Below are 18,397 nucleotides of genomic sequence, written 5' to 3'. Positions count from 1 at the left end.
GGCGGCGCCCGCGAGTGACGAGGGCCCTGACCGGGACACTGCCGGCCGGCTGCGATTAATCTTGCGGTATGTCGAGCCCCGCCGAGCGGTACGCCGCAGCGCGCCGCCGGGCCGCGCAGGCCGCCGCCTTTCCCGCGCTCGGGGAGTTCGCCCTCGATCTCGGTTTCGACCTGGACGACTTCCAGCGGGCCGCCTGCCAGGCCCTGGAACGGGGTAGCGGGGTGCTGGTCTGCGCGCCGACCGGGGCGGGTAAGACGGTGGTCGGCGAGTTCGCGGTCCACCTGGCGCTGCGCGCCGGTGCCGCGTCGGCCGGCGGCCCGCCGCGTAAGTGCTTCTACACCACCCCGATCAAGGCACTGTCCAACCAGAAGTACCACGACTTGGTCGGTCGGTACGGCGCCGCCCAGGTGGGGCTGCTGACCGGGGACAACGCGATCAACGGCGACGCGCCCGTGGTGGTGATGACCACCGAGGTGCTGCGCAACATGCTGTACGCCGGCTCGGCCACTCTGGACGGCCTGGCGTACGTGGTGATGGACGAGGTGCACTACCTCGCCGACCGGTTCCGGGGAGCGGTCTGGGAGGAGGTGATCATCCACCTGCCGTCGTCGGTCACCCTGGTGTCGCTGTCCGCGACGGTGTCCAACGCCGAGGAGTTCGCCGACTGGCTGGTCACCGTCCGTGGCGAGACCGAGGTGGTGGTCAGCGAGCACCGCCCTGTCCCGCTGTGGCAGCACATGCTGGTGGGGCGGCGGATGTTCGACCTGTTCCACGACGCTGACGCGGCCCGTAAGCATGACGTGCATCCGGAGTTGCTGCGCTACAGCCGGGAGATGCTGCGCCGGCTGGAACTCGGTGACGGCCGTACCCACGGGCCAGGCTGGGGCCGGTCCGGTGGTCGCGGCCCGCGCTGGCGTCCCCCGCTGCGGGCGGACGTGATCGAACGCCTCGAGCGGGAAGGTCTGCTGCCGGCGATCCTGTTCGTGTTCAGCCGGGCCGGGTGCGACGCCGCCGTCGCCCAGTGCCTGGCCGCCGGTCTGCGGCTGACCACCCCGGACGAGCGCGCCGAGATCCGTCGGCTGGTGGAGGCGCGGCTGTCCAGCCTGCCGGCCGAGGACCTGTCGGTGCTCGGCTACTGGGGCTGGCTGGACGGGCTGGAACGCGGTCTCGCCGCGCACCACGCCGGCATGCTGCCGGCCTTCAAGGAGGTCGTCGAGGACCTGTTCGTCCGAGGCCTGATCAAGGCCGTGTTCGCCACCGAGACGCTGGCGTTGGGGATCAACATGCCGGCCCGCTGCGTGGTGCTGGAGCGGCTGGTCAAGTTCAACGGGGAGGCGCACGTCGACCTGACCCCGGGCGAGTACACCCAGCTGACCGGGCGGGCCGGCCGGCGCGGCATCGACGTGGAGGGCCACGCGGTGGTGGTCTGGTCGCCGGAGGTCGATCCACGGCACGTCGCCGGGCTCGCCTCGACCCGGACCTACCCGCTGCGGTCGAGTTTCCGACCGTCCTACAACATGGCGGTCAACCTGGTCGGCACCGTCGGCTTCAACGCCGCCCGGGAACTGCTCGAGTCGTCCTTCGCCCAGTTCCAGGCGGACCGGTCGGTGGTCGGCCTGGCCCGGCAGGCGCAGCGCAACACCGAAACCATCGAGGCGTACGGCGTCGAGACGCGCTGCGACCTCGGCGATTTCGACGCGTACTTCGATCTGCGGGTGGCGATCGCCGACCGGGAGCGGGAGCTGGCCCGGCAGGGTCAGCAGCAGCGGCGCACCGCGGCGGTCGACTCGCTGGAGCGGCTGCGGGTCGGTGACGTCATCCGGGTGCCGTCGGGCCGGCGGGCCGGGTTGGCTGTGGTGCTGGACCCTGGGGCGGGCGGGTTCGGCGAACCCCGCCCGCTGGTGCTGACCCAGGACCGGTGGGCGGGCCGGGTGTCGGTCGGCGACTTCACCGTCCCCGCGGAAGTGCTGACCCGGATCCGGGTGCCAAAGCATTTCAACCACCGGTCACCGGCGGCCCGGCGGGATCTGGCGGCGGCGGTCGCCGGGACGGGCCTGGGTCGCCACGGCGGACGCCGCCGGGGGCGTGCGCGCGGTGACCGGGACGACGACCGGATCACCCAGTTGCGGGCCGAGCTGCGTCGGCACCCCTGCCACAGCTGTCCGGACCGGGAGGAGCATGCCCGCTGGGCAGAACGACGGCACCGGCTGGCCCGCGACACCGACGAGCTGCGGGCCCGGGTGGCGGGCCGGACCGGATCGTTGACCCGGACCTTCGACCGGGTCTGCGGTCTGCTGACCGACCGCGGCTACCTGACATCCGACGGTACGGTGACCGACGCAGGGCGGATGCTGGCCCGGATCTGGACGGAGACCGACCTGCTGGTCGCCGAGTGCCTGCGCCGAGGTGTCTGGGACGGTCTGGCGCCGGCGGAGCTGGCCGCCGCGGTGTCGGTGGTGGTGTACGAGGCCCGCCGTGACGTCGACGAGCGGGCGGCGCTGCCGCGGGGGGCGGTCGCTGTGGCGGTGGACGCCACCACTGCGATCTGGGCCAGCCTGGAGGCCGACGAGGCGGCCGCCGGCCTGGAGTCGACCCGGGAGCCGGATCTCGGCTTTGTCTGGCCGATCTACCGGTGGGCCCGGGGCGAGCCGCTGGCCAAGGTGCTGGCCAGTGGGGACAGCCTGGACGGGGAGATGCCGGCCGGGGACTTCGTCCGGTGGGCCCGGCAGGTCGCCGACATGCTCGGGCAGCTGGCCCAGGCCCGGGGTGCGTCGCCGCAGCTGGCGCGGACGGCCGCGCAGGCGGTGTCCGCGCTGCAGCGCGGCGTGCTGGCGTACCAGACGGCGGGGTGACTGTCGGTTGACGGTCGAATAGCGTGCCGTGATCACCGGTACCGGTGGTGCATCACAATGTCGACACGGCCCGACGAAACAACCAAACGATCGCTTGCGAAGACCCTTTTCGCTGCTCACCATCGGTTCGGGGAGTACCAGCCTGTGGTTCGGGCCGAAGGGGTGGACATGGCAGATATCAACCATTTTGAATATGGCTTCATTACGCCAACGCTGAGTTACGCGTTGTCGGTGCTCGGTTCGTTTCTCGGACTGATCTGCGCCGTGCGGGTCCGGGAGTCGGACACCCCGGGCCGGCGGGCCTGGTGGCTCTCGCTGTCGGCGTTCGCGATCGGTGGCACCGCCATCTGGACCATGCACTTCATGGCGATGCTCGGCTTCAGCGTGGCCGGCACCCAGATCCGCTACGACATCGCGATCACCATCGCCAGCGCGGTGATCGCGATCGCCGCAGTCGCGTTCGGGCTGTTCCTGGTCGGCTTCGGCCGGCCGTCGCTGGTGAAGATCCTGCTCGGCGGGGTCATCACCGGCCTGGGCGTGGCCGCGATGCACTACACCGGAATGGCCGCAATGCGGCTCAACGGCGACATCGACTACGCGCGGGGCCGAGTGACGCTCTCCGTGGTGATCGCGGTGATCGCGGCAACGGTGGCGCTGTGGCTGGCGGTCACGGTCCGCCGGCCGCTGGCGATGACCGGGTCCGCGCTGCTGATGGGTGTCGCGGTCAACGGCATGCATTTCACCGGCATGACGGCGATGTCGGTGCACCTGCACGAGCCGACCGGCGTGCTCAACGGGGCGACTGCGGCAACCCTGCTGGTACCGATCGGCGTGGCGGTGCTGCTCGTGGTGATCGGCCTGGTGTACGCGGTCCTGTCCGCCCCGACCGAGGAGGACCGGGCGGCGGCGGCGTACCTCGACGCGCGGATTGCCGAGCGGCGTAGTACCCCACAGCCACCGACCCCGGCCCGGCCGAATGGGTTCACCCCGTTACGCAGCGGCTCGAACACCAGCGGTGAGCAGAACGCGTCGAGCCGGTCAGGCGGTTACAACGGGTTCAACGCCTGACCGCTAGCGTCCGCACCGCCGGACCCGCCGGCGCCCTGTGCCATCGCGTCGACCAGCCGCCGGCAGGAACCCGCGAGGTTCCACCGGTCCGCCAGCTCCATCAACCGGTCGGGGTCGGCCGGTGCGGCGGGCAGCCGCACCGGTTCGACCGCCAGATCGAGATCCCTGGCCACCCGTACCACGGTCGGCGCGACCGCCAGGTAGTCGCGGGCGGCCGCCAGTCGGGCCCGCAGACCGGGAGCGAACCCGGACCGTTGGTCGTCCAGTGCCGCGACCAGCCCGGCAAGATCGCCGTACCGCTGCAGCAGCCGCGCGGCGGTCTTGGCGCCGACGCCCGGCACTCCCGGCAGGCCGTCGCTCGGGTCGCCACGCAGTGCGGCGAAGTCGGCGTACCCGGCGGGCGGTACGCCGAAGCGCTGCTCGACGGCCGCGCCGTCGCAGTCCTCCAGCTTGGCCACCCCCCGACCGACGTAGAGCAGCCGGACCGGGTGGTCGTCGTCGACCAGCTGAAACAGGTCCCGGTCGCCGGAGACCACCTCGACCGGGCCGGCCTGGCGGGTGGCGAGCGTACCGAGCACGTCGTCGGCCTCATAGCCGGCCACGCCGACCGCCGGCACCCCCAGTGCGGACAGCACGTCCCGCAGTACCGGCAGCTGCGGCACCAGGGTGTCCGGGACGATCTCCCCGCCGGTGGGCGCGACCCGGTGTGCCTTGTACGACGGCAGCAACCGCACCCGCCACGCGGGCCGCCAGTCGTGGTCGAGGGCGCAGATCAGCCGCGCCGGCCGCCGCCGGGTGATCAGCGCGGCCAGCATGTCGAGGAAGCCGCGTACGGCGTTGACCGGTTCGCCGTCGGCGGTGCGGGCGGCGGACTCGGGCACCCCGAAGTACGCCCGGAAGTACAGGCTCGGAGCGTCGACGGCCAGCAGAGAGTCGGATCGGTTCACGCGCTACAGCCTCGCACAGCCCGGTGACACCGCTGGTTGTCCGGCACGGCCGTCGGGCCGGTGCGGCAGGCTGCCGACATGAGCTTCCTGCCCGGCCTGGAGCTGAGCCGCCGGTTTCACCACGCGGTGGTGGCGCCGGCGATCGCCGCTCGGTTCCCCCGGCTGCGCTACGCCGCGGCCCGGATGGACACCGGTTCGGAGCTGTTCGGGTTCGACACGGAACGCTCCCGCGACCATGACTGGGGCCCGCGGGTGCAGGTGTTCCTCGACTGCGCCGACGCCGGCCTGGCCGACCAGGTGTGCGCCGCCGTCACCGAGGACCTGCCGGCGACCTTTCTGGGCTTCCCGACCAGGTTCGCGCCGGACGCCGACCGCACCTTGGGGGTGCCGGCGCTCGACGGTGCCCGGCACGGGGTGACGGTGACGGACGTGTCTGCCTGGTGCCAGCGGGTGCTGGGCTTCGATCCGGCCGACGGGCCGGGCCGGCTGGACTGGCTCGCCACCCCGACCCAACGGCTCGCCGAGTTCACCGCCGGGGACGTGTTCCACGACGCCCTGCCGGACGTGGTGACCCGGTCGGCCGGGCCGGTCGGTGGGCTTACCGGTCGCCGTGCGGTTCTCGCCTGGTACCCACCGGACATCTGGCGGTACGTGCTGGCCGCCGCCTGGGCCCGGGTGGCCAGCGAGGAGCCGTTCGTCGGCCGGTGCGGGGAAGTCGGCGACGAGATCGGCGGCGCGGTGATGACCGCCCGGATCGTGCGGGACCTGATGCGGCTGGCGTTGCTGGTCGGCCGCTGCTACCCGCCGTACCACAAGTGGCTGGGCAGCGCGTTCGCCCGGCTGCCGGACGACGACGGGCTGTGTGCGACGTTGGCCGCGGCGTTGTCGGCGACCGGGTGGAGTGTGCGGCAGCGACGGTTGTGCCAGGCGTACGAGCTGCTGGCGGTGCGGACCAACCAGCTCGCGCTGGCTGCGCCGGTGGAGCCGACGGTACGGCCGTTCCGGGACCGGCCGTTCCTGGTGCTCGACGCGGCCAGGTTCGCCCGGGCCCTGTGGTCGGCGATCGGTGACCGCGAGCTGCGGGCGTTGTCGGTGCTGGGGGCGGTGGATCAGGTCATTGACCACACCGCGCTGCTCACCGATGTCGCGCGGACCCGCTCGGTGGTGGGTTGTGTCCTGGGGCTGGTCCACAACAGGACGCAGCCAAACGAACGTTAAGCTTGCTGGGTGTCGATCAGCACCGTCAGCCTGCCACCGCGGGCCGGCGCCGGCCCGCTCACCACTCTGGAGCGCACTCACCATGACCGTCGAACGAGTCCTGCCCACGCCCGAGGCATACGACCTGATCGAGTTGGCCACCGAGCTCGCCGACCGGGAGCTGGCCGGCCGGGCCGCCGAATTCGAGGTACGGGCCGAGTTCCCCCGGGAGGTGGTCCGCACCCTCGGCCGGGCGGGTCTGCTCGGCCTGCCGTTCGCCGAGTCCGACGGCGGCGCGGGCCAGCCCTACGAGGTGTATCTGCAGGTGCTGGAGGTGCTGGCCAGCCGTTGGTTGGCGGTCGCCGAGGCGGTCAGCGTGCATACGTTGTCGTGTTATCCGGTGGCCGAGTACGGCACCGACCGGCAACGGAAGCTGCTGCCGGAGATGCTCGGCGGTGAGCTGCTGGGTGCGTACTGCCTCAGCGAGCCGCAGGGCGGGTCGGACGCGGCGGCGCTGACCACCCGGGCGGTTCGTGACGGCGACGACTACGTGGTGACCGGGACGAAGGCGTGGATCACCCATGCGGCGGTGGCCGACTTCTACAACGTCTTCTGCCGCACCGGCGGACCGGGAACGCGGGGCGTCTCGTGTCTGTTCGTCCCGGCCGGCACCGCCGGCGTGCTGCCGCAGCCGGCGGAGCGCACCATGGGCCTGCGCTCCTCCCCGGTCGCCCAGCTGGTGTTCGACCAGGCCCGGGTGCCGGCGGACCACCTGGTCGGTGCCGCGGGCTCCGGCTTCGGTGTGGCGATGTCCGCGCTGGCCGCCGGCCGGCTGGGGATCGCCGCCTGTGCGGTCGGGCTGGCCCAGGCCGCGCTCGACCACGCGGTCGGTTACGCCCGGCAGCGGGAGCAGTTCGGCCGGCCGATCATCGACCTGCAGGGGCTGGGGTTCCTGTTGGCGGACATGGCCACCCAGGTGTCGGCCGCTCGGGCGGTGACCCTGGCCGCGGCCAGGTTGCGCGACGCCGGTCGGGCGTACGCCGTCGAGGCGGCCAAGGCGAAACTGTTCGCCACCGACGTCGCGATGAAGGTCACCGTCGACGCGGTTCAGGTGCTCGGTGGGTACGGCTACGTGGCCGACCATCCGGTGGAGCGGTACCTGCGGGAGGCGAAGGTGCTGCAGATCGTGGAGGGGACGAACCAGATCCAGCGGGTGGTGATCTCCCGAGCACTGGCCCGGTGACGGTAGGTTTCTCGCCGTGGAAGAGACCGATCGCGCTATCGTCGCCGCGCTGACCACCGACGGCCGGGTGTCGTACACCGAGCTGGCCGAGCGGGTGGGCCTGTCGGTGTCGGCGGTTCATCAGCGGGTGCGCCGGCTGGAGCAGCGTGGGGTGGTCAACGGCTACACCGCCCGGGTGTCGTACGAGGCGGTGGGGCTGCCGTTGAGCGCGTTCGTCGCGATCCGGCCGTTTGACCCGTCCCAGCCGGACGACGCCCCGGAACGGCTGTCGCATCTGCCGGAGATCGACTCCTGCTATTCGGTGGCGGGGGAGGACTTCTACCTGTTGCTGGTCCGGGTGGCGAGCCCGGCGGATCTGGAACGGCTGTTGCAGGAAATCCGGACGGCGGCGAACGTCACCACCCGGACGACGGTGGTGCTGTCCACCCCGTATGAGTCGCGTCCGCCGAAACTCGTCTGAGTCTGCCGCCTGGCGTCCTCTCGGCTCGGCTGCCGGGAAGTCTCTCTTCCTATTGTCCTAGGATGCGTTAGGCGTTGAGTCTGACGCCATCCCGTACCTCAACGACCCAGCAATCACGCTGACCGCCGTACCGTTTGAAGCCCACGACACCGGGCATGCAGGAAGCACGGACGGAAACCGTCCGGTCAGTACCGCGATAGGAGTGATCGACCATGGGCATGACCGACAAGGCACGCAGCAAGGCCGAGGAGCTCAAGGGCCAGGCGAAGGAGCGCTACGGCGCGGCGACCGACAACGAGCAGATGCGGGCCGAGGGCGCCGCCGAGGCGAGCAAGGCCCGGACCAAGGACGCGGGGGAGCACGCGAAGGACGCCGGCCGCAACGTACGGGACGCGTTCAGCGGCTGACGACCAGCGGGCCGGATCAGCCGGTGGTGGTCGTCCGTTGCCGGGACCACCACCGCTGTCCGGATTCCGGCAGCGTGTCGATCGGGTCGTAGTACGGGTACCGCCGTCGCAGGTCGTCGTCGGTGCCGTCGAGTGAGGTGCGGTAGTTCTTGGTCCAGTAGGAGATGCCGTGCTCGCGGTCGTACTCGGTGAGCATGTGCACCCAACGTTTGCCGACCAGCGGCACATCGCACACGATCCGTGGGGTGGCGTAGCCCGGTAGATAACCCATCAGGTCGTGCTGCAGCTGCTGCGCGGTCCAGACCGGGACCCGCCAGTGCTCGGCGTTGGGGATCATGTCGCAGAGATAGAAGTAGTACGGGAGGATCCCGGCTTCGCCCTGGAGCGCGAAGCACAGGTCGAGCAGGCTGTGCAGGTCGGCGTTGACCCCGCGCATCAGCACCCCCTGGTTGCGGACGTCGCGGATGCCAACGTCGAGCGCGGTCTGGGCGGCCCGGGCGACCAGCGGGGTGAGTGACTGCACGTGGTTGACGTGGGTGTGGATGGCGAGGTTGACGCCGCGGCTGGCGGCAGTGCGGGCGACGCGCTCCAGGCCGGCCACGACATCGGGCTGCAGCCAGTGCTGGGGTAGGCCCATGAGCGCTTTGGTGGCGAGCCGGATGTCCCGGATGCTGTCGATCTCCAGCAGGCTCTGCAGGTAGCTTTCGAGATGCCGCCAGGGGAGGTTCGCCACGTCGCCGCCGGAGACGACGACGTCGCGAACTCCGGGGTGTCCACGCAGGTAGTCGAGGTGTGTCTGGTAGCGGTTGGTGGGCTTGAGGGTCAGGCGGAGTTTGTCGATGGTCGGGGTGGAGTTGCCGACCAGGTCCATCCGGGTGCAGTGCCCGCAGTACTGCGGGCAGGTGGCGAGAAGTTCGGCGAGGACCTTGGTCGGGTAGCGGTGGGTCAGTCCTTCCGCCACCCACATGTCGTGTTCGTGCAGGGAGTCGCGGCTGGCGTACGGGTGGGACGGCCAGTCGGTCCGGCGGTCGCTGGCCAGCGGGAGCATGTAGCGCCGGATGGGGTCGGCCCGCAGGGAGTCGCCGTCGGGTGCGCCGCCCGGCACCATCGTGTTGATCATTTGCGGGGTGACCAGCATGGACATGGTGGCGTGTCGGCTCTGATCGGCGCCGAGTTCGGCGTAGAAGCCGTCGTCGACGAGGTCGCCGAGGACGGCGTGCAGTTGGGCGACGGTCTTGACGCAGTGGGCCCGTTGCCACTGGGCGGACTGCCACTGGTCGGGGGTGACGTCGCGCCAGCCGGGTAGTCGGGTCCAGTCGGGTTCGACGAGTTCGCGGCGCTGGTAATCGTACGGCTGGGGCAGCGTCGGGGTGGTTCCGGGGCTGTCTGCCGAGATGGGTTGCGGCATCGGTCCTCCTGGCTCGGTGCGTCCGGTGGGGCGTACCGCACTCCTGGATAATTTCCTGTGTGTTGACTAGTCTGCCGTAAGTCTTCCGGTCTTGCTAGGTGCCAGGTGGTGATTCGGTTGTCAATCGGTGGCTCTGGTGGCCAGGTGCCGTCTCCTGCGCAGGTGGGGAGCAGACTGAGCTGATGACGACTCGTACGGTGGGTTCGGAGGCCGGGCTGCCCGTGGTGCTGTACCGGAACGGCAGGTTGTACTGCCCGGCGGTGCCGGGAGCGACGGCGTTGCTGGTGCGTGGCGGCCGGATCGGCTGGTTGGGTACGGACGCGGACGCGCCACGGGCGGATGTCGTGGTCGACCTGGCCGGCGCGCTGGTGACCCCGGCCTTCGTCGACGCGCACGTGCACGCGACCGACACCGGTCTGGTGCTGTCCGGCCTGGATCTGTCGTCGGTGCGTTCGCCGGCCGAGCTGGTCGACCGGGTGGCCGGCTTCGCGGCGGGGCTGCCGCCGGACGCGGTGGTGCTGGGGCACGGGTGGGACGAGTCGACGTGGCAGCGGCCGGTGCCGCCGGACGCGCGGCAGTTGTCGGCGGCGTCGGGCCGACGGCGGGTGTACCTGTCTCAGGCGTCGATCCATTCGGCGCTGGTGTCGTCGGAGATGCTGGCGGCGGTGCCGGGTCTGGCGGAGCGCTCCGATCCGCCGGGTTGGGTGCGTGAGGACGACCATCACGCGGTGCGGGCGCTGGCGTTCGGGTCGTTGACGCCGGCGCAGCGTGCGGCGGCGCAGCGGGCCGCGTTGGCTGCGGCGGCCGGCGCGGGTATCGCGGCGGTGCACGAGTGCGGCGGTCCGCAGACGTCGTCGGAGTCCGACTTCGTCGGTGTGTTGGCGATGTCGGGCGACGGCCTGCCGGAGGTGTACGGGTACTGGGGGGAGTTTCTGGGCGCGGCCCGGGCACGGGAGCTGGGTGCGGTGGCCGCCGGTGGTGACCTGTACGCGGACGGCGCGTTGGGGTCGCGGACGGCGTACCTGTCGCAGCCGTACGTCGACGGCGGCGGCCGTGGCAGTTGTTTCCTGGACGCCGGTCAGGTCGCGGCGCATCTGGTGGACTGTGTCCGGTCGGGGGTGCAGGGCGGGTTCCATGCGATCGGTGACGCGGCGGTGGCGGCGGTCGTGGACGGCTTCGCGGTGGCGGCCGGCGAGGTCGGGGTGGACCGGCTGCGGGCCGGCCGGCACCGGGTGGAGCACGTCGAGTTGGTCGACAAACGGGTGATCGGGGCGTTCGTCGAGTTCGGGGTGGTGGCCAGTGTGCAGCCGGCGTTCGACCGGTTGTGGGGTGGCGAGGGTCAGATGTACGCGGCCCGGCTGGGCGTGGACCGGGCGTTGGCGTCGAATCCGTTCGGTGCGTTGCACGGGGTGGGCGTCACGTTGGCGTTCGGTTCGGACTCGCCGGTGACGCCGCTGGATCCGTGGGGTGCTGTGCGGGCCGCGGTTTCGCATTTCAATCCGGCGTCGCGGTTGGCGGTTCGGTCGGCGTTCGCCGCGCACACCAGGGGCGGTTGGCGGGCGTTGCCACCGGGAGTGGTGCAGACCGCGCAGGAGGGGGCGTTGGCGCTGGGCGCGGCGGCGACGTTCGCGGTGTGGCAGACGCCGGCGGGTGTGTCGGCGGACGGCCTGCCGGTCCTGGTGGCGGAGGATCCGGCGCTGCGCGGGCCGGCGGATCCGACGCCGCTGCCGCGGTGTCTGCGGACGGTGCTGCGGGGTCGGGAGATCTTCGTGGCGGCGGATCGGGCGGCCGGTGTGGGGTGAGCGGGGCGGCCGGTGACACGCCGGTGGTGACACGCCGGTGGCGGTGGTCGATGTCCCTGGGCCGGGTTGACAGCACCGGGGGTGGCCCGCGTACCGTCTTTGAGTCCTACCACGGGAAGCGGCTGTTGTTCGCTTCGTTTCTTCGTCCGCTGGCCGAGCGACTGTTGTCGCAGTGTGGTTGTGCCGCTCGTGGATTGCCACGGGTGGTGTCCGCATCGGCCAGGTCCAGTGGGCGAGGGTCGGCGAGGCGGCGCGAACCGGCCGCGACTTTCCGGTGTACGGGCAGGTGGTCGTGCGGGGCCAGTAGACAACGGTCCGTCGGGGGCAGCCAGTTCCCGGTTGGCCGGTCCGAAGGTCACCGTACGGTCGTCCTGCCGCATCGGCGGGGGAGGGGCCTGGGAGCGCGGGGCGCGGCCGATCGGCCGCGCCCCGATTTCTCGTTTGTCGGCCGGTGCGTCGCCGACCGTCGCTGTCGTCGTCGGATGGGCGGGATTGCCGGTAGCCTTCGTCGGACGGTTCGGTGGCTGCCGCGGGTGGTGGCCTGGCGGGTGGGGCTCGACGTGGCGATGGTGGATGCGGCGGTGGTGCCGGAGCGGTCGCGGCCGGTGGCGCTCGCGGCGGTGGACGGCCCGTTGGGGTTGCCGTGGGCGATCGGTCTGGCGGTGCTGTCGGGTGTGGCGCTGTTGGTGGCTTTTCCGCCGTACGGCTGGTGGTTGGCGGCCCCGGTGGGGGTGGCGGCGTTGTCGGTGGCGGTGCATCGGCGTCGGTTGCGGGCGGGTGCGGGTCTGGGGTTCGTGGCCGGGCTGGTGTTCTTCGCCCCGTTGCTGAGTTGGACGAATCTGCACACGGGCAGTTTGCCGTGGGTGTTGTTGTCGGGCTTGCAGGCCGGTTACCTGGCGTTGCTGGGTGCGTCGGCGGCGTTCGTGTCTCCGGTGGTGGATCGTCGCCGGGGCGTGCTGTGGCCGGTGGTGACCGGGTTGTTGTGGGTGGGGCAGGAGGCGTTGCGGGGTCGGACGCCGTTCGGTGGGTTCCCGTGGGGGCGGTTGGCGTTCAGCCAGGGTGATTCGCCGGTGTTGTCGTGGGCGGCGGTGGGTGGGGGGCCGTTGGTGACGTTCGTGGTGGCGGTGGCCGGTGGGGCGGTAGCGGCGGGGGTGTGGCGTTCGTGGCGTTCGTGGCGGGGTTTGGCGCTGGTGGCCGGGGGTTCCGGGGTGGCGGTGCTGGTGCTGCTGGTGGGTGGGTTGGTGCCGGTGGGGGGCGGGTCGTCGGGTTCGGTGGTGGTGGCGGTCGTGCAGGGCAACGTGCCGCGGATGGGGTTGGATTTCAACGCTCAGCGACGGGCCGTGTTGGACAACCATGTGCAGGGCACGGTCGGGTTGGCGCGGCGGGTGGCGGCTGGTGAGGTGCCGGCGCCGGATCTGGTGGTGTGGCCGGAGAACGCCAGCGACGTGGATCCGATGCGTGACGCGCGGGCGGCGGCGAGTATCGATGAGGCTGCGGCGGCTGTCGGGGTGCCGATCCTGGTGGGGGCGTTGGCGTACGGGCCTGGTGCCGGGGAGGTGCGCAACGTGAGTCTGGTGTGGGAGCCGGGTTCCGGTGGCGCCGTCGAGCAGGTGTACGTGAAGCGGCATCCGGTGCCGTTCGCGGAGTATGTTCCGTTTCGGCGGTTGGCGCGGATGGTCACCGATCAGGTGGATCTGGTCCGGGCCGATTTCGTGGCCGGTTCGCAGCCGGGTGTGCTGCGGGTCGGTCCGGTGGCGGTCAGCGGCGTCATCTGTTTCGAGGTGGCCTACGACGGGTTGGTTCGCGACACGGTGACCGGTGGTGCGCAGCTGTTGGCGGTGCAGACGAACAACGCGACGTTCAATGAGGCCGAGGCGGCGCAGCAGTTGGCGATGGTGCGGCTGCGGGCGGTGGAGCATGGTCGGGCCGGATTGATGGCGTCGACCGTTGGCATATCAGCGTTCGTCGATCAGAATGGGCGGGTGTCGCAGCCGACCCGGTTCAACACGGCGGCCGCCGTGGTGAGTGAGCTCGAGCTCGGGGCGACGCGTACTCTTGCGACTCGGATGGGGTTCTGGCCCGAAGCGGTGCTGGTGGTGTTCGCCGGCGTGGTGCTCGTCGCCGCGGTGTGGCTGCGGCGGCGGGTGGTCAGTTCGGATACGGAGGTACGGTGAGCGAGGCGGTGTCGGCGGGCGGTGGCCCGGAGGGCTACCCGGGTGTCGGTCGGGTGCTGGTGGTCGTTCCCACCTACAACGAGGCGGAGAACGTACGTCTGATCACCGCCCGGATCCGCGACGCCGTGCCCCAGGTCGATGTGCTGATCGCCGACGACAACTCGCCGGACGGTACCGGGGCGGTCGCCGATGAGCTGGCTGCGGCCGACGGCCGGGTGCATGTGCTGCACCGGCCGGGTAAGCAGGGTCTCGGCGCGGCCTACGTCGCCGGGTTCGGCTGGGCGCGGGAGCGTGGTTACGACGCGGTGGTCGAGATGGACGCTGACGGGTCGCATGCTCCGGAGCAGTTGCCGCAGCTGCTGGACGCGGCACGGGACGCCGACGTGGTGATCGGTTCCCGGTGGGTGCCGGGCGGTGAGGTGGTGAACTGGCCCCGGCACCGGTGGGTGCTGTCGCAGGGGGCGAACCTGTACACGCGGTTGGCGCTGGGTATGCCGGTGCGGGACGCGACCGGTGGTTACCGGGTGTACCGGATCGCGGTGCTCGACAAGGTCGACTACGCGAGTGTGTCGTCGCAGGGTTATTCGTTCCAGGTGGAGCTGACCTGGCGGGCACACCGCGAGGGGTTCCGCATCGTCGAGGTGCCGATCACGTTCACGGAGCGCGAGCAGGGCGCGAGCAAGATGAGCGCGTCGATCGTGCGGGAGGCGTTGTGGCGGGTGACCGTCTGGGGGGTTCGGGCCCGCCGGGACGGGTTGACCGGCCGGCCTCGCGACACGGCTTCGGCGCGCTGGCCGTGACGACGGCGCGTGTCATCCTGGACAGGTGACGTGACGCCACGTTCGCAGGAGGTGACATGCGCCGGGGAGTGCGGTTGATCCCGTTGGCCTTGGCGGCTGGTCTGGTTCTGGAGGTCGCCGTTTTCCTGCTGATCGCCCATCAGATCGGCTACGGGTGGACGTTGCTCTTGGCGCTGGCCGCTTCCCTGGCGGGTATGGCGCTGCTGCGTCGGGAAGGGATGCGTGCCTGGCGGAGTTTCCGGGCGGCGGCGCAGTCCGGTCGCCCGCCCGGCGAGCAGGTCAGTGACGGTCTGCTCGGGTTGGTCGCCGGTGTGTTGTTGGCGACGCCGGGGCTGGTCAGTGGCGTGTTCGGTGGTGTGTTGGCGGTGCCGCAGGTGCGGCGGGTGGTGCGGCGGCGGGTTCAGGTCGCTGCGGAGCGGCGGATGTCGTCGGCGGCGGCCGGGGAGATGTTCGGGCCGCGCCGGGTGCGGGTGTATCCGCCGCCGCCGGCGTCGGACCGGCCACCGACGGGGTCTGCGGACGGTTCCGCGCAGCAGGGTGCCGCGGCCGGTCCGACGATCGAAGGGGAGATTGTCGATCCGCCGCGGTGAGTGGGCACGCCGGGTGCGGGAGCGCGACAACGCCCCTGACGCCGTATCCGGCGTCAGGGGCGTTGGTGTCTGGTCAGCCGACCGGTCGGGCGGGGCCGGGGTGGTCAGACGCCGCCGCGCCGGTTACGGACCTCCTGCAGACGTTCGGCCAGGATGTCCTCCAGTTCGGCGATCGACCGCCGTTCCAGGAGCATGTCCCAGTGGGTGCGTGGCGGCTTGGCCTTCTTCTGCTCCGGTTCGCTGCCGTCGACCAGCCGGGCGACGCTGCCGTCGAACTTGCATTCCCAGGTCACCGGCACCTCCGCGTCGACGGCGAATGGGACCTCGAACTGGTGGCCTTTGGCGCAGAGGTACTCGCGGGTCTGGCGCGGCGCGAGTTCCGTGTTGCGGTCGGACTCGTAGCTGACTGCTCCCAGACGGCTTCCGCGCAGCATGCGCTCGCCCATGATCGGCTATCCCCTCGGTCGTGGTGCTGGTCTTCAGGTGTAACGATGTGTACGGGGCGGGCGATTCCCGCTGTCGACGGGCGCTGCCTGGTAGCGGCAGGCCCCGCGTCCGGACGTGTGTGAGCGTATCCGGCCGATGCTCGCTGCTGCCGTGTCACCGGTGCGCGGACGCCGTCGCCGCCGGGGTGAAACATGGCGTTAACGAAGTCTGGCACATCGGTGACGATGTGGATGCGATGTAGGTCACTGTGCGGGCGCCGCCGGGTGGTTGTCGACCGGCCGGCGGGCGGTGCTGAGCGCTGCCAGCGCCGTGGCGAGGTCGCTGACTTGGCGGGACAGTTCCGTGACCCGGGCCTGGGCGTTGTCACGTTCGGCCCGGGCGGTGTCGAGCGCGGCGGCGAGTTCTGTCGCAGTGTGTCGGGCTTGGTCGGCGCGGGCGACGGCGGCGGCGGTCTCCGCGCGGGCGGTGTCGGCGTCAGCGCGGGCGGTCTGGATATCGTGCTGCGCCGCATCGGCCCGCCGCTGCCACTGGTCGATGTCGGCGCGCGCCTGGTGTAGCGCCTCGCGCGCGGCGGCAGTTTCTGCGTGCGCCTGGGCGGCGTCTGCCCGGGCGGCCTCGGCTTGCGCGTCGGCCCGGTCGGCGCGGATGTCGGCCTGCTGGCGGTGGTCGTCGGCGGTGCGCGCGGCGTCGCTGGCGTCGGCTGCTGCTGCGGTGGCCGCTGCTGCCTCCCGGGTGAGTTCGTCGATGACGCGTCGGTCGTCGTCGCGTTGCCGGGTCAGTTGTTCCAGTTGTTCGCGGATGGTGTCGCGGTCGTGTTCGGCCTGCCGCAGCAGTGCGTCGGCGGCGGCGGCCCGTTGTTGCGCGGCGGCCTGTTCCGTCCGTGCCTGCGCGGCCTGCTGGCGGGCCGCCGCGACTTCGGCGGTCGCCGTTTCGGCGCGCGTCTCGGCGGTTTCCGCTCGGGCGGTGGCCTGCACGGCAGTCTGTTGTGCCTGGGTTGCGGCTGTCGTGGCGGCTTCGGCTGTCTGCCGCGCGTCGTCGCGTTCGGCCTGGGCGGCGGCGAGGGTGGCGGCGGCTTCGGCCCGGACTTCGGCGACGCGTCGGTCGACGCCGGCCGGGGAGAGTTCGGCGTGCAGTGTCTCGGTGAGGGTGCCGACCATCTGGTCGAGGCGGTCGACGAGTTCCCAGCTGCGGGCGATCTGGCCGGCGAGGCCGGGGGCATCGCGGCGGCGCATCCGGTTGGCGCGGGAGGCGCGTTGGCAGGCTCCGTCGTTGTCGCGGCAGTACCGGAAGGGGCGGCCGGCGGCTGCCCGTTGCGGTACGGGTGCGCCGCAGTGTGCGCAGGGCCGGGTCGTGGTTTCGGTGTCCGGCGGCGGGGTGTCCATCGCCGCCGAAGTGTAGTTGCCGGCCTGGCGGGTACCGCCGTGGTGGTGGCTGCAGGTGTGCCTTCGGCTGCTTCGCCGTTTGTGTTCCGGCTGTGTGGCGTACGGTCGGCTGGTGGGCTCTGGCGGTGACGGGCGATTGATGCGGGACGGATGGTCGCTGGTGCCGGTACCGTGCCGACGATCCGGAGCTGGTCGAGATGTCGCTGCGGGTCGACTACGGCGTTCACATCGGCGTCGGGGCGGGTATCTTCGTCAACTTCGGTCTGGTGGGGTTGGACGCGGCGGCTATCACCGTCGGTGACGATGTGTAGATTGGCTGCAACGTGCAGTTGTTGACGCCGACGCATCCGTTCGCGGCCGGTGCACGCCGGGACAAGTGGGAGTCCGCGGAGCCGGTCCGGATCGGCGACAACGTGTGGCTGGGCAGCGGCGGAGGGTGACGCGGGCGTCAGTCGGCCTGCAGGGCGTCGACGAAACGCTCAAGCGCGGCCGGTGTGGTCTGGGGCAGGAACAGGGAGGGCTCCACCAGTTCCAGTTCCAGCACGCATGGCCGGCCGTGGTCGTCGCGGACGAGGTCGACCCGGGCGTAGAGCGGGACGCCGAACGAGCCGGTGACGGTGTCGACGGCCTTGCAAGCTACGGCGATCAGTTCCGGGTCGGCGACATGTGGCGTGCTGGTTTCCGGTGCGAACAGGTCGTCGACCGGGTCGGTGTGGGGCAGCACGACCCGTTTGTTCGCGGCGTGGCTGTACCTGCCGGTGAAGAAGACGAGGGGCCATTCTCCGTCGTCGGCCACCGAGGTGAGTCGTGGCTGGACCAGCACGCTGGTGCCGGTGGCGTGTAGTCGGCGCACGTGGGCGTACGCTTCGTCGTGCTGCGCCGGCCGGTACGAGGCGACGTGCCGGCTTCCCGCGCCGACGGCCGGTTTCACCACGAAGTCGCCAGCGGGGAAGTGTGGACGGTGTCCCGGCTCCACGAACGTGGTCGGTGTGACGGGTACGCCGGCCCGGTCGAGGTCGGCGAGGTAGTGCTTGTCCAGGTTCCACCGCAGCATCGGTAGCGGATTACGCAGATCCGTCACCTGGTCGACGGTTTCCAGCCAGGTGAGGAACTGTCCGAGCCGTTGCGGGTAGTCCCAGGTCGAGCGCAGGACGGCCCGGTCGTAGTCGGCCCACCGCACCGCAGGGTCGGTCCACACCACCTCGTCGACGGCGATGCCGGCCTGCCGCAGCGCCGGCAGGGCCAGCGGTTCGTCCTCGTCGTGTCCGCGTGCCTCGTGCGCGGAGACCCATGCCAGCCGGGTGACCATACGCTGATCGTACGGCTCGCGCCCGGGCCGTACGGTGGACGGGCCGGGTCAGCGGTTGTCGCCGCTGCCGCCGAGTACGCCGCGGTTTTGGCGGCTGGCCAGCTTGGCCAGGTTGTCGGTCGCGATGTCGTTCAGTGAGAGGTCGAGGTAGGCGGCGAGGGTCGCCACGTACCACAGGACGTCGCCGAGTTCCTTGGTGATGTCGGCCCGGTCGATCCTGGACTCGTCGCTGTCGCAGTCTCTGACCCATTGAGCCTTTCCGGGTAAGGCTCTGATCACCGGGCGCGGTGTCCGGAACGGTCAAGATGTGT

At 71.3% G+C, this 18,397-nt stretch carries 16 protein-coding genes; 10 read left to right on the top strand and 6 right to left on the bottom strand.

Annotated features, from left to right (window positions below):
* The first annotated feature begins 68 nt into the window (after positions 1-68).
* Complete coding sequence (locus tag ACFHWS_RS18205; RefSeq protein WP_416555831.1) at positions 69-2,852, top strand: DEAD/DEAH box helicase; 2,784 nt, start codon at positions 69-71, stop codon at positions 2,850-2,852.
* A 168-nt stretch (positions 2,853-3,020) separates the two neighbouring features.
* Positions 3,021-3,920, top strand: coding sequence for an MHYT domain-containing protein (locus ACFHWS_RS18200; RefSeq protein ID WP_416568622.1), 900 nt, complete (start codon positions 3,021-3,023; stop codon positions 3,918-3,920).
* Here the strand turns inward: ACFHWS_RS18200 and ACFHWS_RS18195 are convergent.
* On the bottom strand, positions 3,899-4,867 hold the full coding sequence (locus ACFHWS_RS18195) for a 5'-3' exonuclease (protein WP_416555833.1): 969 nt from the start codon (positions 4,865-4,867) through the stop codon (positions 3,899-3,901). The genes ACFHWS_RS18200 and ACFHWS_RS18195 overlap by 22 nt on opposite strands.
* A gap of 78 nt (positions 4,868-4,945) precedes the next feature.
* Between ACFHWS_RS18195 and ACFHWS_RS18190 the strand changes: the two genes are divergently transcribed.
* From ACFHWS_RS18190 to ACFHWS_RS18175, 4 genes are all read left to right on the top strand, one after another.
* On the top strand, positions 4,946-6,085 hold the full coding sequence (locus tag ACFHWS_RS18190; protein ID WP_416555834.1) for a DUF4037 domain-containing protein: 1,140 nt from the start codon (positions 4,946-4,948) through the stop codon (positions 6,083-6,085).
* 82 nt (positions 6,086-6,167) lie between these two features.
* Positions 6,168-7,307, top strand: coding sequence for an acyl-CoA dehydrogenase family protein (locus ACFHWS_RS18185; RefSeq protein WP_416555835.1), 1,140 nt, complete (start codon positions 6,168-6,170; stop codon positions 7,305-7,307).
* Between the two features lie 16 nt (positions 7,308-7,323).
* Positions 7,324-7,767 carry an Lrp/AsnC family transcriptional regulator gene (locus ACFHWS_RS18180; protein ID WP_416555836.1) on the top strand — a complete coding sequence of 148 codons (444 nt, stop codon included), beginning with the start codon at positions 7,324-7,326 and terminating at the stop codon, positions 7,765-7,767.
* Positions 7,768-7,985: 218 nt separating this feature from the next.
* A complete protein-coding gene (locus tag ACFHWS_RS18175; protein ID WP_416555837.1) occupies positions 7,986-8,174 on the top strand; it encodes a CsbD family protein in 189 nt (62 codons plus the stop codon).
* Between the two features lie 16 nt (positions 8,175-8,190).
* Here the strand turns inward: ACFHWS_RS18175 and ACFHWS_RS18170 are convergent, their stop codons facing one another.
* Complete coding sequence (locus ACFHWS_RS18170) at positions 8,191-9,582, bottom strand: KamA family radical SAM protein (protein ID WP_416568621.1); 1,392 nt, start codon at positions 9,580-9,582, stop codon at positions 8,191-8,193.
* A 182-nt stretch (positions 9,583-9,764) separates the two neighbouring features.
* Between ACFHWS_RS18170 and ACFHWS_RS18165 the strand changes: the two genes are divergently transcribed.
* From ACFHWS_RS18165 to ACFHWS_RS18150, 4 genes are all read left to right on the top strand, one after another.
* The gene (locus ACFHWS_RS18165) at positions 9,765-11,384 is read left to right on the top strand and encodes an amidohydrolase (RefSeq protein ID WP_416568620.1); all 1,620 of its coding nucleotides are present in this window, start codon (positions 9,765-9,767) and stop codon (positions 11,382-11,384) included.
* A 566-nt stretch (positions 11,385-11,950) separates the two neighbouring features.
* Positions 11,951-13,558, top strand: a complete 1,608-nt coding sequence (gene lnt, locus ACFHWS_RS18160) for an apolipoprotein N-acyltransferase (RefSeq protein ID WP_416555875.1) — start codon at positions 11,951-11,953, stop codon at positions 13,556-13,558.
* Positions 13,555-14,358, top strand: a complete 804-nt coding sequence (locus tag ACFHWS_RS18155) for a polyprenol monophosphomannose synthase (RefSeq protein WP_416568619.1) — start codon at positions 13,555-13,557, stop codon at positions 14,356-14,358. Before lnt ends, ACFHWS_RS18155 begins: the two co-directional genes overlap by 4 nt.
* A 56-nt stretch (positions 14,359-14,414) precedes the next feature.
* A complete protein-coding gene (locus tag ACFHWS_RS18150) occupies positions 14,415-14,948 on the top strand; it encodes an FxsA family protein (protein ID WP_416568618.1) in 534 nt (177 codons plus the stop codon).
* Positions 14,949-15,052: 104 nt separating this feature from the next.
* Here the strand turns inward: ACFHWS_RS18150 and ACFHWS_RS18145 are convergent, their stop codons facing one another.
* The 4 genes from ACFHWS_RS18145 to ACFHWS_RS18130 all read right to left on the bottom strand — a co-directional run bounded on the left by ACFHWS_RS18145 (position 15,053) and on the right by ACFHWS_RS18130 (position 18,365).
* Positions 15,053-15,394, bottom strand: coding sequence for an RNA polymerase-binding protein RbpA (locus tag ACFHWS_RS18145; RefSeq protein WP_123601539.1), 342 nt, complete (start codon positions 15,392-15,394; stop codon positions 15,053-15,055).
* A gap of 243 nt (positions 15,395-15,637) precedes the next feature.
* The gene (locus ACFHWS_RS18140) at positions 15,638-16,777 is read right to left on the bottom strand and encodes a serine/threonine protein kinase (protein ID WP_416555842.1); all 1,140 of its coding nucleotides are present in this window, start codon (positions 16,775-16,777) and stop codon (positions 15,638-15,640) included.
* Positions 16,778-17,225: 448 nt separating this feature from the next.
* Positions 17,226-18,086, bottom strand: a complete 861-nt coding sequence (locus ACFHWS_RS18135) for an ATP-grasp domain-containing protein (RefSeq protein ID WP_416555843.1) — start codon at positions 18,084-18,086, stop codon at positions 17,226-17,228.
* 48 nt (positions 18,087-18,134) lie between these two features.
* Positions 18,135-18,365 (bottom strand): MazG nucleotide pyrophosphohydrolase domain-containing protein, encoded by a 231-nt coding sequence (locus tag ACFHWS_RS18130; protein WP_416568617.1) that lies wholly within the window; start codon positions 18,363-18,365, stop codon positions 18,135-18,137.
* Between the last annotated feature and the right edge of the window lie 32 nt (positions 18,366-18,397).

Origin of the sequence: Micromonospora sp. LOL_013, from assembly GCF_048060315.1 — a bacterium.
Lineage (GTDB): Bacteria > Actinomycetota > Actinomycetes > Mycobacteriales > Micromonosporaceae > Micromonospora_E.
The sequence above is the reverse complement of the archived record's forward strand: the minus strand, read 5'-3'. Positions and strand labels throughout refer to the sequence as shown.

Coding starts and splice junctions, on each gene's coding strand:
- ACFHWS_RS18205 (WP_416555831.1), top strand. CDS start 69: ATGTCGAGCCCCGCCGAGCGGTACGCCGCAGCGCGCCGCCGGGCCGCG.
- lnt (WP_416555875.1), top strand. CDS start 11,951: ATGGTGGATGCGGCGGTGGTGCCGGAGCGGTCGCGGCCGGTGGCGCTC.
- ACFHWS_RS18165 (WP_416568620.1), top strand. CDS start 9,765: ATGACGACTCGTACGGTGGGTTCGGAGGCCGGGCTGCCCGTGGTGCTG.
- ACFHWS_RS18175 (WP_416555837.1), top strand. CDS start 7,986: ATGACCGACAAGGCACGCAGCAAGGCCGAGGAGCTCAAGGGCCAGGCG.
- ACFHWS_RS18200 (WP_416568622.1), top strand. CDS start 3,021: ATGGCAGATATCAACCATTTTGAATATGGCTTCATTACGCCAACGCTG.
- ACFHWS_RS18170 (WP_416568621.1), bottom strand. CDS start 9,582: ATGCCGCAACCCATCTCGGCAGACAGCCCCGGAACCACCCCGACGCTG.
- ACFHWS_RS18140 (WP_416555842.1), bottom strand. CDS start 16,777: ATGGACACCCCGCCGCCGGACACCGAAACCACGACCCGGCCCTGCGCA.
- ACFHWS_RS18185 (WP_416555835.1), top strand. CDS start 6,168: ATGACCGTCGAACGAGTCCTGCCCACGCCCGAGGCATACGACCTGATC.
- ACFHWS_RS18135 (WP_416555843.1), bottom strand. CDS start 18,086: ATGGTCACCCGGCTGGCATGGGTCTCCGCGCACGAGGCACGCGGACAC.
- ACFHWS_RS18150 (WP_416568618.1), top strand. CDS start 14,415: ATGCGCCGGGGAGTGCGGTTGATCCCGTTGGCCTTGGCGGCTGGTCTG.
- ACFHWS_RS18190 (WP_416555834.1), top strand. CDS start 4,946: ATGAGCTTCCTGCCCGGCCTGGAGCTGAGCCGCCGGTTTCACCACGCG.
- ACFHWS_RS18145 (WP_123601539.1), bottom strand. CDS start 15,394: ATGGGCGAGCGCATGCTGCGCGGAAGCCGTCTGGGAGCAGTCAGCTAC.